This window comes from Luteimonas sp. A649 (assembly GCF_054072735.1).
In genome coordinates, this window is the sequence record NZ_JBSVRQ010000002.1 from 1 (window position 1) to 15102 (window position 15102).

Below are 15102 nucleotides of genomic sequence, written 5' to 3' on the forward strand. Positions count from 1 at the left end.
CGTGGCAGCAACGGGCGTTGCCGTGAGCGTTAACAGAATTGCCAGTAGAGTCTTCATGCGCCTAACGCCAGAATTAAGCCGTGCCGCGAAGCGGCATCGGCTTGAATGACTTGTTAGCCGCCACTACAGCAGCCTCGTACCAAGTGGAACTGCCTGATCGGGCACGCAGAGCGCGACCTCCCCCTGCTCATTATGGAACCCGGTCACCAGACACTCGGACATTAAAGGGCCTACCTGCTTGCGAGGGAAGTTGACGACGGCTACCACCAGCTTGCCGACAAGCTCCTCAGGTCGGTAGAGCGCCGTGATCTGTGCGCTGGACTTCTTGACGCCAAGCTTCTCGCCGAAGTCCACGTGCAAGACATAGGCGGGATTTCGCGCTTCCGCGAACACCGACGCGCTGACGACCCGGCCAACGCGCAGCTCAACTTTCAGGAAATCGTCGAAGCTAATGGTTTCCACGCAGCTCTCTCTCACAGCGGCTAACACCAGAGTTAAGCCGAGACGCGTAGTGGAGCGAAACACATGGCAAGCTTTACCTGCCATGTGTTTTGCGTAACGAAGCGGCTTCGGCTTGAACGACTTGTTAGGCCGCCGCACGCCGAGCTTGCGCCCGACCTTGCGACAGCCCAACCCCTGAGCCGAACAGTACAACAAGTCTGGCCGAGTGGCCTGAGGCTGGCATTTGCCGGGGCCAAAGCCAGAACACTCGACTCGCGCGGCCAAGAACTCTCACTGCGCCCTGTCCGAAGCCGACTCGGCCGGTCAAATCTTGCGGAGAGTCGCGCCTGTCCGAAGCCGAGCTGCTGCAGGGCTGACTGCCGATGCCTGCACCGCGCGTGCGAGGTGCAAACGCTGCGGATAAGCGAGGCGCTACAGATTGCCTGGAACCCGGCAACAACAGTGCGGGAAACAAGGCCTAACGACTAAGTTAAGCCGAACTGCGTAGTGGAGCGAAGCACATGGCAAGCTTTACCTGCCATGTGGTTTGCGTAACGAAGCGGTTTCGGCTTGAACGCATTGTTAGGCCTCACCGCGGGAACATTGAGACGAGCTTGAGGCCCAGCCAGACTGCCGCGATGCCAAGAACCACGCTCCCGCCAGCGTACATCCCGGCAGCACCCAGGTCACCGCGGCGGAGCAGGTGCACAGTCTCCAGGCCAAAGGCTGAGAAGGTGGTAAATCCGCCCAAGAGTCCCGTGAACAGGAACAGCCGTGCGTCCGAACCAAACATGTCGTAGCGTTCCGCTGCGCCAGCAAGAACTCCCACGACCAGGCAGCCCAGAACGTTGACCGTGAAGGTGCCGAGCGGAAAGCGGTCCTGCGTAGTCATGTGCAAGATGAGACCGCCTAGCTTGTACCGAGCGATTGAGCCGAGAAAGCCACCGAGACCGACTAGCAGGATGCTTTGCATATGGTTAGTGAGGCCTAACACCAGAATTAAGCCGTGCCGCGAAGCGGCATCGGCTTGAATGACTCGTTAGGCCGCCGATGCCTGGCACCTGGCCCAACCCCTGAGCCGAACACTACAACACCTTGCCGAGCCGTGGCCGTGCCTGCAAGAGCGGAGCCGAGGCCGACAGCTCGCGCGGCCAAGGACCCGCGCCGCCAACTAGAACGAGGCCGACTCGGGATGATCGTACTTGTGCCGAAGCTGCGCCTGTCCGGAGCCGAGGTCCGCCACGGATGATTGCCGATGCCACTCCTCGCGCGTGCGAGGTGCCAACCGTGATGGATGAGCGGCGTGCAACAAGCGACCGGATGCCCTGCTCCGAAAGTGCGGGAAACAAGGCCTAACACCTGAGTTAAGCCGTGCCGCGAAGCGGCATCGGCTTGAACGACTTGTTAGGCATTGCGTACCTCATGGCGTCAGTCTCCACGATTGACGACGAGTGTGTACAAGTACCCCAACGGCCAAAAGAACACGACACCGAGGAGCCAGAGCCAACTACCAGCAAGGTGCGCTCGGTAGGCGGCAACAGCCATATTGGCGAAGGTCAGAAGGATCGCGGCGTACATGAGCAACGCTCCGCCAATGCCTAGCGTCTCAACTAGCCCTCCAGTAGTCGACTCTTGACCGTCAACGACCAACGCAACGTAGACGAAAAAGATAGTCATTGCCGCTAAAGCTAGTTTTCCAGCCAGATTGCGCGGTGTGGCCATAGCTATGCCTAACGCCTGAATTAAGCCGCGCCGCGAAGCGGTGTCGGCTTGAATGAATTGTTAGACCTTGACCCCGGTTGCCAGCACCAGAATTGAGGTCACCGCACACAGAATCTGTAGTAGCACCAGAAGAGCTTGAGCTTGCGATGTCTTGGCCGTGAGTTTCGCACTAACCATCAAGTCGCCTTCCTTTGCAGCGTTAAGTGCGCGATTAGCGACGCATTTGTAAGGCAGCAAGAACCCGCTAAAAAGGAAGTGGATGAATGCTGGGAGGGAGAAGCGCCTGGAGGTGCTAAATGCGTTCTCTAACCGCTTGGCTAGGACTGCATTTGAGTTTAGACCGGACATTACACTTACCGAGAGCAAGCGGGCGAGCAAGCCTAAAAGCAAGGAAGCGACGAACCAAACCAGCGCCCAGCGGATGCTATAGGGCCACACGTACTTTGCTACAGAATCGATGTTGGTGAGAAACAAGGTGAATGACGCGCCTAGGCCAAGCATGAGCCAGGCCGAAAATTGAGCCAGGAGCGGAGTGGCAATGGCTGAGCTCTGCAGAAGCATGTCGTTAGCAAGTTGCTGCTCATCGCGAAAGCGCAAGGGCTGTTTCACTCAGTGACTCCAAGAGCATGCATCAAGGTCTAACGCCAGAGTTAAGCCGCGCTGCGTAGGGGCGTGAAGCACATGGCAAGCTGTACCTGCCATGTGGTTTGCGCCCCGAAGCGGCGTCGGCTTGAACGACTTGTTAGGCCGCTGCTGCCCGACACTTGCGCCAGCAGCAGCGTCCCAACTCCAGTTGGAACACTACAGTAGCTTGAAGTAGCCCGCAGACAGCACTATGGAAACGCTCACTTGAATTTGGTCATGTCCAGCAAGGCTGCGTAAACAATCTGGTCCGACATGTCTTGAATTGTGGCAGCGGGGAGGTGAGACAGATCAGTCATCTGACGATCTCGTAGGGCAGCATGGACGTAGCGATTCTCGCCACCATGTACCCAGATAGAGATTGCACCAATTACACGCGACCATTCCGCGTCGGTTCCTTCTACCGGCCTAAGGGTCAAGCCCTTTGCTTTCGGATACTCCGGCATCCCTGGCTCAGTGCGATACTCGACGCCTGCGCTCGCCAGCTCCGGCAGGAACGATCTTTCGCAATCTTGAAAAACCGAAAGATGCAACGAACTCTCCCAGTGCGGCCTAACGCCTGAATTAAGCCGCGCCGTGAAGCGGCGTCGGCTTGAATGAATTGTTAGCTGCCATCCTGCGAAGGCTGGCTGTTACACGCAAGAAGTTCATCACCAGGCACCCCTGGAGGGTACAACGCCCATCCTTTTACTCCAGAGATGAGTTCCACGGAGGTATACCCAAGCACATCGAGAGCAGATACGACCTTTAGAGCCTCGGATGTGTCCGCGATTGTCAAAGCCGAAACCAGAATCGGTCGTGACTTATCGATTCGATCCAGTAACCAAGGCAGCTTGGCCAGACAGCGAATCTGTCCAGACTGACTCTGTAATCCATCAAGCGTCACATGAAGCTCCACCGCGCTTTCAGATGGCACGGTGCGGCAGGCTATGGCAAGTAGAAGTACTGTAAGACTGAGCGCGATAACTCTCATGGCAGCTAACACCTGAATTAAGCCGCGCCGCGAAGCGGCGTCGGCTTGAATGAATTGTTAGGCCGCTCACCTACTACTGCAGGCGGCCGCTTCATCAGTGTAGCTGGGCCCTTCCCGAGCGAGTCTCTCGTCGGTCATCGCCCGGTTGTTGCACACGTGAGAGCACCCACCGCCTACGAGCGGGAGACCACCATTGCTCTCGCATTGAATGAAGCACTGATCCGACGCAGAGCAGCGCTTCGCCAATGCGCTAGCTAGGCACAGTGTGTACGAATCGACATCCGTTCTTGCCAGGATGCGCGAGAGGTCACACTGCTCCATCTGGGGCCTCACAGCTTGGGGAGCTCTAGCGCAAGCTACCAACAAGCAGATCGTCGACAGAAGAATCACCGGGCGCACCAGACATTCTCCTGAGCGGCCTAACGCCTGAATTAAGCCGCGCCGTGAAGCGGCGTCGGCTTGAATGAACTGTTAGGCGGCGCACCAGAGTGCAATGCCGCCGATGACGAACAGTACCAGCCACGACAAGTGCTTGCCCCTGGTGAAAAGCAGAGGCAAGACCCCGGACGCAACAAAGGTTAGCCCGAGGATCTGAAGCATGCCGGACACCGTGAGGTCGCCGCGACCCGCATGCACTAGGAGCGCAGCAAAGCCGAACCACGCGACCGTGGTGATGTGCCAGGCAAAGCGCAACGTTCGGATCGTGAACTCCGAGCTGCCGAATAGCTTTGGCAGGTCACTGCGGCGAAACAGGCGGGTGAGGATGTACCGCTCCCCGAGGAACGAATGGGCCGCGCCCAAAGCCACGGCGAGAGTTGCTGCGAAGTAGAGAAGTCCTTCCATAGCCGCCTAACGCCTGAATTAAGCCGCGCCGCGAAGCGGCGTCGGCTTGAATGAATTGTTAGGCCGCACATTCTGCACCATGCCTGCGCCTCTCTCAGGACTGCGGGTCGTACCCGAAGACTCGCAACTCCTGGTCACAACGACAGGCCTTAGCGATGCGCGCGGCCCACGCGATAGCCTCGTCTTGTGAGGGCAGTTCTAACACGGTGAAGCCCCCATTGAGTGCGGGTGCCCAAGGATAGCCGCCTTGGGCAATCGCACCTGTAGCCGAAACGAGCATGGGGGGCACGCCTTCGTCGATACCGCCGCCGAAGACGTAGACACCTGCGGCCTTCGCCTCTTCAATCACGGCATGAGAGTCGCGAACTACCGCCTCCCACTCGTCGTCACGACCATCGCGGCGCTGGGGAAAGAGATCAGGTACTTGGCCATAGTGCAGATTCCGCTGAACTGAAGCTCGCCATGATGCGCGTGTGCGGGCTAACACCAGAATTAAGCCGCGCCGCGAAGCGGCGTCGGCTTGAATGAATTGTTAGGTGGCAATGCGATTACCAAAACCGCCACCACGGCCTTTCTGTTTTGGGTTGATTTGCCGCAGCATTTGCAGTGACATTGGCCGATGTAGCGGGTTGGAGTGGCTCGCATCTGTTCTTAAACTTATGGTCAATCTCCGGAACCATTCCTGGCGAAAACGTTGACATTTCTAGCAGCCCTTCAAGAAATTCCTGAAGGTTCTTGCTCGGTTCGCCGCGAACTACGTCGCCTACGTGGTCTCCTGCGGAATAAATGCTCCAGTCCATTCCGTGAGCTTTAGACCATGCCGCAAGCTTGTGAACGATAAAATCCGTGTCTGACCAAGCCATCAAATAGTCTTCGTTTTGTGAGACTTCCATCCATTCTCCGGATTGTGTCTCGTAGCCGCCGCTATTGAATAACGAGTTGCCGCCGACAAGCTTGGCAGTCTGTTCCTGTTGGATGTAAAGCGGTTCCGACCAGTAGCAGCGTTCTTTCAGCAGTTGCCGCTGCTCAGTTGCGATCTGTGCAGACACTTCAGGAGTGACCGCCTGATGTGATTGGTATTCAAGTAAGACGCTCATTTATCTCCCCTTGCCACCTAACGCCTGAATTAAGCCGCGCCGCGAAGCGGTGTCGGCTTGAATGAATTGTTAGCTGCTACCCGTACTGCTGATAATGTTGAGTAGCTTCTCAAGTGTATCGGACGTGTACTGGACCTCAGATGGCGTATCTAGCAGCGGCGGCGGGTCGTCCGCTCTCCTTAAATCTTCCGTTAGGCCGCTTGTCGTCCCGTAGACGGGAGCCGCAACTATAAGCAGATCTGCTCTTGGGAGTGAGTCGTGCAGCGCCTGATGAACAAGTACTGCGTTGAGTAACGCCAGATCTCTCCCAGGATGCATGCCATCACTGGCAAACCATGTCAGCTCAGGTGCCACGCTACGCAACTTCCGCAGCTTCTCCGAAACCTCAACATACAAGATGCCCGCCTCCTTAGCGGCCGCGGCCTCCTTCTCTACCAAGTCCTGAGACGCTACCGGGTTGGGCTGGTAGGTTCCCAGAAGAACAACGGATACGCCCTTCTGGTTAGCGAGATGTGCCAAGGTTTGAATTGCTGCCCGCGAATCAGCGCAGGATTCTGGGCCGAAGGAACAGATCAGGTCTCCGCCACGCTCTTGAAGAACAAGTGCTGTGTACTCTCCCCCTGCGAGCGCACGCGCCACTGTCCCGTCGGAGACCCGCTGAGTAAGCGTTGCTCCACCTTGCACGATCATGTCGCTAATGGCAGGACGCCCATTCGCCACCGCAAGCGCGGAGTAAATCGCGGGAACGTTCCCTACGTACGTAAGACTGTTACCGACGAAAAGCACCCGCTCCGGCTGTACGTACGAGTCTGCCGCTCGACACGCGGTGCTGACGACGAGGGATAGAAGCGTCAGGAAAGTGAGAATGCGCATATGTTTGGGCAGCTAACGCCTAAGTTAAGCCGACCCGCGCAGTGGAGTGGCCCAAGTGGCAAGCTTTACCTGCCACTTGGGCCGCGTAACGAAGCGGGTTCGGCTTGAACGCATTGTTAGGCCGCGCACCGAGTTGTACGGCGTGCGACCGCTGACCAAACGAACAACAACACCTCAACGGCCAAGTACACAACACCGAGAGCTGCAAGTGTGAGCCAACCGCCCGCCCGGCTTGGCCCACAGTACGCCTCCGTGAGGCAGTGGAACAAGCGAGCCACAAGCTTGAACTCTATGCCAAGAGCGAACGCGAACAGCACACCCAGAGACAGGCACAGCGCCTTTGCTGCGGAGGAGGAAAGCCACAGTGGCCGAATGGCACTTGGCCGGAGCAACAGCCAAGCTCTCAGCGGGATGAGTGTTATGGCAGCTAAGCCCACGAAGCCAAACGCATAAATCACGACGGGCATGAGAGTTGCCATAGCGGCCTAACACTTGAACTAAGCCGCGCCGCGAAGCGGCGTCGGCTTGAATGAATTGTTAGGCGCGCTATGGAGAGCCACGCCGCTCGTCGACGATCCTTATCGCAGCCTCGACGGCGAGTCTTCGGTACTCGTCGCGATTCTCTCGAGCTGTCTGCTCGGCCAAGCCAGCCGGCCAAACGCCCATGTTCACTTCACGGTACTGCGCCGCAACCACCTCTTCCAGAGCCTCCAACTCAGCCGAGCATCTCTCTGCGGCCAGCTCGGCAACTGCCGCAGACTCGCTGGCCGATTGAAGTTGCTCAACCGACTTGTCGAGTACGCAGAACACGAACGTGTCGAGATCTGGCTGCACTCGCTCCGCAATGTCTGCGCCGCTTACAGGGCCAGATAGTGCGATAAGAACTATGGCTAGAGACAGAGTCATGTGAGCGCCTAACACTAAGTAGATCTCAAAAACGGAATGTAGCAGGTTCCCTTATCCCCGACTTCCGACGCCCGCATCGGAAGAATCCCACCTGAAATCACGTCCTTACGGCCTTCGCACATTGCTGCGCAGCGGTAATGCTTCCGACAAATACCTCATGGACGAGGCGGTATGCCATACCGGGTCAAGAATGAGGTGGTAAACGCGCAGCCCGAAGGCGTCGAGAGTGGGGGTGACGCCTCTCCCCAACCACCCCGCCTGCTCGACCAGGTCCGCATTCGCTGTCGGACAAAGCACTACAGCATTCGCACCGAACGCGCGTACGTCGGCTGGGCGCGGCGCTTCATCCTCGCCAACGGGCGTCGCCATCCGCGGGACCTGGGGCTTGCGGAGGTTGAGGCCTTCCTCTCGTCGCTCGCGGTGCAGGACAACGTCGCGGCAAGCACGCAGAACCAGGCGCTGTCGGCCTTGCTGTTCCTCTACAAGGAGGTGCTCGGCCTCGAGCTGCCGTGGGTCGGGTCGGTCACGCGGGCGAAGCGGCCGAAGCGGCTGCCGGTCGTGCTCACGCATGTGGAGGTGCGGGCGTTGCTGTCGCAGATGGATGGTCAGGTCGGCTTGATGGCCTCCCTGCTCTACGGCGCGGGCATGCGCTTGATGGAATCGGTGCGGCTGCGGACCAAGGACGTGGACTTCGGGCGCCGGGAAATCATCGTGCGCAATGGCAAGGGCGGAAAGGATCGGCGGGTGCCGCTGCCGCGCACGGTGGAAGCGGCGCTGAAGGCGCAGGTCGAGCGGGCGCGCGTGCTGCACGCGCGCGACATGCAGCTCGGCTTTGGGGAGGTGTGGCTGCCGCACGCGCTGTCGCGCAAGTATCCGACGGCGGCGCGCGAGTTTGGATGGCAGTGGGTATTCCCGGCGCGGCAGCTGTCGGTGGATCCGCGCAGCGGAACGCGGCGGCGGCATCACGTCGACGAGGCGGTGCTGCAGCGCGCGGTCAAGGCGGCGCGGGTGGCGGCGGGCATCGACAAGCCGGCCACCTGCCACACGCTGCGTCATTCCTTCGCGACGCACCTGCTGGAGTCGGGCCACGACATCCGCACGGTGCAGGAGTTGCTGGGACACAAGGACGTGGCCACGACGCAGATCTACACCCATGTGCTTGGCCGCGGGGCCGGCGGGGTGCTCAGTCCACTCGACCGGGAGTAGACCGGCCCCGGACGCCCTGCTCCGGGCTTCGCCGCCGGGCGCGGTGGCGCTTTACGCGGCGGGCGGCGGCAGGCCCACGCATGGCCCGCCTCATGCCGCAGGCAGCGGCAAGCCGCGCATCGCCTTGACCGTCCGCAGCACGAAGCTCGAGTTCACGTCGCCCACGCCGGGCCGGGCCAGTACGCGGTCCAACAGGAAGCGGGAGAAGTGTTCGAGGTCGGTCACCACCACCTGCAGCAGGTAGTCCATGTCGCCGGTCAGTGCGTGGCAGGTGACGACTTCATCCCATTCGTTCACGCCGCGCGCGAAGTCTGCGACGGCAGCGGCGTCGTGGTGGTTGAGGCGGATGCGGACGAAGGCGGTCAGGCCCAGGCCCAGGCGTTCGGGATCCACTTCGACGCGGTAGCCGGCGATCACGCCGCTGCGCTCCAGGCGCTGCACGCGTCGCAGGCAGGCCGAGGGCGAGAGGTGCACGCGCTCGGCGAGTTCGGCGTTGCTCAGGCGGCCGTGGCGCTGGAGTTCGGCCAGCAGCTGGATGTCGATGCGGTCCAGGCTCTCGTTTGCAGGCATGCAGCATGACTCCAATGGTGTCGCAAGATTATTGCTCGCACACGGCCATATGGCGCAACAAGCGCAACCATATTGCGCCGCGCCCGCGCTAGAGTCGATGGTTCACCGCTTCCATACGCACGAAGCTGCACTTCATCCAAGCCGGAGCCGCCGATGTCCGCCCAAGCCCCCATCCAGCCCCGCCGGGTCGAGAACCTGCACACCGACAAGGGCAAGGTGCCGGTCTACGCCACGGGCGTGGTCGACCAGAACTGGGCCGGTTACACCAGCGAGGACCACGCCACCTGGGCCACGCTCTTCGAGCGCCAGCGCACGCTGCTGGTCGGACGCGCCAGCAGCGCCTTCCTGGAGGCTCAGGACGCGATGGGCATGACGCTCGATCGCATCCCCCGGTACGACGACCTCAACCGCGTGCTGGAGCCCGCCACGGGCTGGCGCCTGATCGGGGTCGAGGGCCTGCTGCCGGAGCTGGATTTCTTCGAGCATCTGGCCAACCGGCGCTTCCCGGTGACGTGGTGGATCCGGCGTCCGGACCAGATCGACTACATCGAGGAGCCAGACCTTTTCCACGACCTGTTCGGCCACGTGCCGCTGCTGATGAACCCGGTGTTCGCCGACTACATGGCGGCCTACGGGCGCGGCGGGGTGAAGGCGCACGCGATCGGTGCCGATGCGCTGCAGAACCTGACGCGCCTGTACTGGTACACGGTGGAATTCGGGCTGATCCGGGAGGCCGACGGGCTGCGGATCTACGGCAGCGGGATCGTGTCCTCCAGCGGCGAATCGGTGCATGCGCTGGAGTCGGCGGCGCCCAACCGCATCGGCTTCGACCTCGAGCGCATCATGCGCACGCGCTACCGCATCGACACCTACCAGAAGACCTACTTCGTCATCGACAGCTTCGACCAGCTGATGGCGGCGACCGATCCCGACTTCACTCCGATCTACGCGCGCCTGGCGGAGCACGATTCGGTGCCCGCCGGCACGGTGCTGGAGTCGGACGTCGTGCACCATCGCGGCACGGGCGAAGGCTGGTCCACCGACGGCGACGTCTGAGCAGCATCGCGACGCGCGCCCCAGGGTGCCGCTGCAGCGCGGCACCGGCAGCGGCCTCGCGTCGCGATCTCAGCGCGATCGCCATCGCTATCGCAGTCCGTAGCCCGCTCCCTGTCTTCCGCTTCCGGCTTACCGCTTCGCGTACTCCCGCAGGCCAGATTCCCGCATTCACTGCCGTCGTGTGCGCAAACGGCACGACATCGCGACAGCGCATCCGCTCCACAGTGTTCCGCCCCAAAGCCGCCCTACACACACTTGCAGCACGCCACGCGGGCGACAATACCGGGATGACAATTCCCCCGCGTTCCCTCCTCGCCCGGGCGCTCGTCCTGGCCTTCGCCGTCCCGGCTGCCGCACATGCGGCGCCATCCGTTCAGAGCAATCCAACGCCCGCCGCCGCAGTCGTCGACACTGCCAGCAGCGCGCCCGCGACGGCGCCTTCAGCCGCCACGCCGACCACCGCCGCCGTTGCAGCCACCACCCTCGATCCAGTCATCGTCGAAGCCACCCGGCTGCGCACCGTCCCGGCTTTTGAAACGCCCGCATCCACCGCCACCATCGACCTCTCGGGTGAGCGCGCCAACGCCGACGCCGATGTCTCCGAAGTGCTTCGCGGCATTCCCGGGCTGCTGGCGCGCGATCGCCAGAACCTCGCACAGGACACGCAGCTCTCGATTCGCGGCTTCGGTGCGCGCGCGACCTTCGGCGTGCGTGGCCTGCGCCTGTATGCAGACGGCATTCCCGCGTCGATGCCCGACGGGCAGGGCCAGCTCTCGCACTTCAGCATCGCGGGCGCGGATCGCGTGGAAGTCCTTCGCGGTCCGTTCTCTGCGCTGCACGGCAATTCGTCGGGCGGCGTGGTTTCGATCCACAGCGCCGATGGCCAGGCCGGTGATCCCTGGCGGCTGCGGGCCACGGTCGGCAGCGACGGCACCTGGACGGGTGCTGCGCGGCTGCTCGGCGGCAACGACATCGTCGGCTACAACTTCGCGTTCTCGCGCCTGGACACCGACGGCTGGCGCGACCATTCCGCCGCGCGGCGGGACGTCGCCAACCTCAAGCTCGGGTTCGACCTGGGTGATCGCCGCAAGCTGAGCCTGGTGCTCAACCACGTCGATATTCCCGAGGCGCGTGATCCGCTCGGCCTCACGGCGGCGCAGATGCGCGAGGACCCGCGCCAGGCCGTCGCCAACGCCTACATCTATGACACCCGCAAGAGCGTGCGCCAGTCGCAGGCCGGCGCGGTCTATGAGCACGGGCTGGGCGATGCACACGCGCTGCGGCTGTCGGCATGGGGCGGCGACCGCGAGGTGATGCAGGTGCTGCCGATTCCGCCCGCGCCGCAGGCCAATCCGCTGCATTCGGGCGGCGTGATCGATCTCGACAACCGCTATGCGGGCTTCGATGCACGCTGGTCGTGGAGCGGCAGCCTGGCATCGCGTCCGCTGGAGCTGACCGCGGGCGCCAACGGCGAACGCCAGCGTCAGCGGCGCCGGGGCTTCGAGAACTTCGTCGGCGACGCGCTCGGCGTGCGCGGTGCGCTGCGCCGCGACGAACGCAACGAAGTCGAGACCGAGGACCTCTATGCGCAGGCCTGGTGGCAGGTCGCGCCGCGCTGGTCGCTGCTGCTCGGCGCGCGCCACAGCGAGGTCACGTTCACCTCGAACGACCGCTACGTCAGCGCGGGCAATCCCGACGACAGCGGCCGCGTGGAGTACTCGAAAACCTCGCCGGTGGCCGGCGTCACCTTCGCGCCGTCGGAGCACCTGCGGCTGTACGCCTCGGTCGGCCGCGGTTTCGAAACCCCGACCTTCAACGAACTCTCCTACCGCGCCGACGGCGGCGCCGGCCTCGCCTTCGGCCTGCGTCCGGCGGTCAGCGACAACCACGAGCTCGGCCTGAAGTGGCGCACGCCCACCGGCGGCCTGCTCGAGGCAGCCCTGTTCCGCGCCGACACCGACGACGAGATCGCGGTCGCGACCAACGTCGCCGGGCGCAGCAGCTACCGCAACGCCGGCAGCGCGCGCCGCCAGGGCGTGGAGCTGTCGTGGCTGCAGCCGCTGGGCGAGGCCTGGGACCTGCAGCTGGCGGCCACGCAGCTGGAGGCGGAGTTCCGAGGCGGTACGGCGGCCGACGGCGGCACCAACATCGCCGGCCGCATCCCCGGCGTGCCCGAACGCCACGCCTTCGCCCGCCTGCAGTGGCACGGCGGCTCCTGGAGCGCGGCGTTCGAGGCCGAAGCCATGGGCGATGTGATGGTCAACGATGCCGGCACCGGCTCGGCGCCCGGCTACGGCCTGCTGCACGTCGAGGCGTCGCGGCGCTGGGCCACCTCGGCCGGCCCCGTGCGCGTGTTCGCGCGCATCGACAACCTGCTCGACCGCGAGCACGTCGGCTCGGTGATCGTGAACGAGGGCAACGGGCGCTTCTACGAGCCCGGCGCCGGACGCGGCTGGCTGCTCGGCCTGGAGTGGCAGTTCGACCGCCGCTGACGCGCGGTGTAGTCGAGCAGGCCCCTGCATCGCCCCGCCCCTTGGGCGACAATGACGGCGTCTCCCACCCTCACAGGTCCGCGATGTCCAGCCACGTCTCCCTCACCCGCCACCTGATCGAGGAGCAGCGCGCCGGCCGCATCAACGCCGACCTGCGCCAGCTGATCGCAGTGGTCGCGCGCGCCTGCACCAGCATCTCGATCGCGGTCGGCAAGGGCGCGCTTGGCGGCGTGCTGGGCGATGCCGGCACCGGCAACGTGCAGGGCGAGGCGCAGAAGAAGCTCGACGTGCTCAGCAACGAGATCCTGCTCGAGGCCAATGCCTGGGGCGGGCACCTCGCGGCCTGCGCCTCGGAAGAGATGGAGCACTGCTTCCCGATCCCCGACGCCTACCCGCGCGGCAACTACCTGTTGCTGTTCGATCCCCTGGACGGCTCCAGCAACATCGACGTCAACGTGTCCGTGGGCACCATCTTCTCGGTGCTGCGCTGCCCCGAGGGCACGAACGCGGCCTGCGACGAGGACTTCCTGCAGCCGGGCAGCGCCCAGGTCGCCGCCGGCTACTGCGTCTACGGCCCACAGACCACGCTGGTGCTGACCTTCGGCCACGGCACCCACGCCTTCACCCTCGACCGCGAGCAGGGCATGTTCGTGCTGACGCGCGAGGCGATCCGCATTCCGGAAGAGACGAAGGAATTCGCGATCAACATGTCCAACCAGCGCCACTGGGAGGCGCCGATGCAGGACTACGTGCGCGACCTGCTGGCCGGCAAGGAAGGCCCGCGCGGCAAGGACTTCAACATGCGCTGGGTCGCCTCGATGGTGGCCGACGTGCACCGCATCCTGACCCGCGGCGGCATCTTCATCTATCCCTGGGACCGCAAGGATCCGTCCAAGCCCGGCAAGCTGCGCCTGATGTACGAGGCCAACCCGATGTCCTTCCTGGTCGAGCAGGCCGGCGGCGCCGCCACCAACGGCCGCGACCGCATCATGGACATCGCGCCCACGCAGCTGCACCAGCGCGTCCCCGTCTTCCTCGGCTCGAAGTCCGAAGTCGAAGCCGCCACCCGCTACCACCGCGACCACGACGCCCACTGACCGCCGACTGCCTGGTCGACTGGCTGTGGGAGCGGCTACAGCCGCGAAAGATTTCCCGCGTATCAACGCAGAGGAAGCAGAAGCCCAAGAGCTTTTTTGCCACGGATTGACGCGGATAAACGCGGATCGAGCCGAGGCCAGCCTGCAGTCCAGAGCCCACCCCGACAGTTTGGCCAGAAGCCCATTTGAGAAAAGAACCCCTACAGCGCACGCCCCAACACTCGCCTCAGCCAGATCCGCGTTGATCCGCGTCAATCCGTGGCAAAAGCCGCTCTTCAACCCCCACTGCCAGCAGAGCCTCCCACGATGACCCAAAGCGCCACCGCAGATTTCATCGAAGTCACGCCGGGCGCGCTTGACGCCGCGACCTGCGCCGCCATTGTCGAGCGCATGCGCGCGAGCGATGCGCTGCAGCCCGGCCGCGTGGGCAGCGGCGTGTTCCCCGAGCTGAAGAACAGCCGCGACATCGCCCTGTCCGGCCGCGCCGACTGGGCCGACGTCGAGCAGGCACTGAACGTGGCCGTGTACCGGGGCCTGCTCGCCTACATCCGGCGCTGGCCGCAGGTGCTGATCGCACCGCTCATGCTGCAGCAGCCGGGTGCCGATGGCGCGCTGCGCCGCCTGCGCGCCGACGACATCAGCGCCATGGACGACCGCGCGCTCGGCCAGCTGGCCATGGCCTGCCTGCGCCCCGGCAGCGTCAACCTGCAGTGGTACGCCGCGGGCCAGGGCGGCTATCCCTACTGGCACTGCGAGCTCTACCCGCGCGACCCGCAGGCCGAGACACTGCACCGCCACCTGCTGTGGACGGTCTACCTCAACGACGGCTTCGAGGCCGGCGAAACCGAGTTCATGTTCCAGCAGCGCAAGATCAAGCCGCGCGTGGGCGACCTGCTGATCGCCCCGACCGCCTTCACCCACACCCACCGCGGCAACCGCCCCGAAGGCGGCGACAAGTTCATCGCCACCAGCTGGATCCTGTTCCACCGCGCCGAAACCCTGTTCCCCGCCACCTGACGCCTGTTTTTTTTTTGTGGGAGCGGCTACAGCCGCGAAAGGCTTTAAAAGCCTTTGCCACGGATTACGCGGATAAACGCGGATCAAGCCAAGGCAAACGTGGCGAGCGGAGCCCAGCCCGACAGTTGGCAAAGAGCCCATCTGAAGAAAATCCTGCAGCGCGTTCC

At 63.3% G+C, this 15102-nt stretch carries 15 protein-coding genes; 6 read left to right on the forward strand and 9 right to left on the reverse strand.

Translation table 11 applies throughout. The features are described 5' to 3' along the window. Nucleotides 1–123: 123 nt before the first annotated feature. From ACW5E8_RS09490 to ACW5E8_RS09510, 5 genes are all read right to left on the reverse strand, one after another. Nucleotides 124–633, reverse strand: coding sequence for a tRNA-binding protein (locus tag ACW5E8_RS09490; RefSeq protein WP_456965293.1), 510 nt, complete (start codon nt 631–633; stop codon nt 124–126). 397 nt (nt 634–1030) lie between these two features. Beyond that, entirely contained in the window at nt 1031–1414 is a 384-nt protein-coding gene (gene crcB, locus ACW5E8_RS09495) for a fluoride efflux transporter CrcB (RefSeq protein WP_456965294.1), read from the reverse strand. Between the two features lie 809 nt (nt 1415–2223). Continuing rightward, the gene (locus ACW5E8_RS09500; RefSeq protein ID WP_456965295.1) at nt 2224–2772 is read right to left on the reverse strand and encodes a hypothetical protein; all 549 of its coding nucleotides are present in this window, start codon (nt 2770–2772) and stop codon (nt 2224–2226) included. A gap of 236 nt (nt 2773–3008) precedes the next feature. After that, a complete protein-coding gene (locus tag ACW5E8_RS09505) occupies nt 3009–3338 on the reverse strand; it encodes a hypothetical protein (RefSeq protein ID WP_456965296.1) in 330 nt (109 codons plus the stop codon). A gap of 911 nt (nt 3339–4249) precedes the next feature. Beyond that, the gene (locus tag ACW5E8_RS09510; RefSeq protein ID WP_456965297.1) at nt 4250–4621 is read right to left on the reverse strand and encodes a hypothetical protein; all 372 of its coding nucleotides are present in this window, start codon (nt 4619–4621) and stop codon (nt 4250–4252) included. Between the two features lie 247 nt (nt 4622–4868). Here ACW5E8_RS09510 and ACW5E8_RS09515 point away from each other — a divergent pair, with 247 nt between their 5' ends. Beyond that, nucleotides 4869–5075, forward strand: coding sequence for a hypothetical protein (locus tag ACW5E8_RS09515; RefSeq protein WP_456965298.1), 207 nt, complete (start codon nt 4869–4871; stop codon nt 5073–5075). A 94-nt stretch (nt 5076–5169) separates the two neighbouring features. Here ACW5E8_RS09515 and ACW5E8_RS09520 read toward each other — a convergent pair whose 3' ends face one another. From ACW5E8_RS09520 to ACW5E8_RS09530, 3 genes are all read right to left on the reverse strand, one after another. Next, nucleotides 5170–5718 (reverse strand): hypothetical protein, encoded by a 549-nt coding sequence (locus tag ACW5E8_RS09520; protein WP_456965299.1) that lies wholly within the window; start codon nt 5716–5718, stop codon nt 5170–5172. A 69-nt stretch (nt 5719–5787) separates the two neighbouring features. After that, entirely contained in the window at nt 5788–6591 is an 804-nt protein-coding gene (locus ACW5E8_RS09525) for a hypothetical protein (protein ID WP_456965300.1), read from the reverse strand. Nucleotides 6592–7137: 546 nt separating this feature from the next. After that, nucleotides 7138–7425: a hypothetical protein gene (locus ACW5E8_RS09530; RefSeq protein WP_132987220.1), complete on the reverse strand. Its 288-nt coding sequence runs from the start codon at nt 7423–7425 to the stop codon at nt 7138–7140. Nucleotides 7426–7668: 243 nt separating this feature from the next. Here ACW5E8_RS09530 and ACW5E8_RS09535 point away from each other — a divergent pair, with 243 nt between their 5' ends. Next, the gene (locus tag ACW5E8_RS09535) at nt 7669–8703 is read left to right on the forward strand and encodes an integron integrase (protein WP_456965301.1); all 1035 of its coding nucleotides are present in this window, start codon (nt 7669–7671) and stop codon (nt 8701–8703) included. 90 nt (nt 8704–8793) lie between these two features. Here the strand turns inward: ACW5E8_RS09535 and ACW5E8_RS09540 are convergent, their stop codons facing one another. Further along, entirely contained in the window at nt 8794–9273 is a 480-nt protein-coding gene (locus ACW5E8_RS09540) for an Lrp/AsnC family transcriptional regulator (RefSeq protein WP_456965302.1), read from the reverse strand. Between the two features lie 153 nt (nt 9274–9426). On the opposite strand from ACW5E8_RS09540, the gene phhA reads away from it, so the two are divergent. The 4 genes from phhA (at nt 9427) to ACW5E8_RS09560 (ending at nt 14935) form a co-directional block, all read left to right on the forward strand. Further along, on the forward strand, nt 9427–10329 hold the full coding sequence (phhA, locus tag ACW5E8_RS09545; RefSeq protein WP_456965303.1) for a phenylalanine 4-monooxygenase: 903 nt from the start codon (nt 9427–9429) through the stop codon (nt 10327–10329). A 287-nt stretch (nt 10330–10616) separates the two neighbouring features. Beyond that, nucleotides 10617–12821 carry a TonB-dependent receptor family protein gene (locus tag ACW5E8_RS09550; RefSeq protein WP_456965304.1) on the forward strand — a complete coding sequence of 735 codons (2205 nt, stop codon included), beginning with the start codon at nt 10617–10619 and terminating at the stop codon, nt 12819–12821. 83 nt (nt 12822–12904) lie between these two features. Beyond that, the gene (locus ACW5E8_RS09555) at nt 12905–13918 is read left to right on the forward strand and encodes a class 1 fructose-bisphosphatase (RefSeq protein WP_456965305.1); all 1014 of its coding nucleotides are present in this window, start codon (nt 12905–12907) and stop codon (nt 13916–13918) included. A gap of 306 nt (nt 13919–14224) precedes the next feature. Then, entirely contained in the window at nt 14225–14935 is a 711-nt protein-coding gene (locus ACW5E8_RS09560; RefSeq protein WP_456965306.1) for a 2OG-Fe(II) oxygenase, read from the forward strand. Nucleotides 14936–15102: the final 167 nt, after the last annotated feature.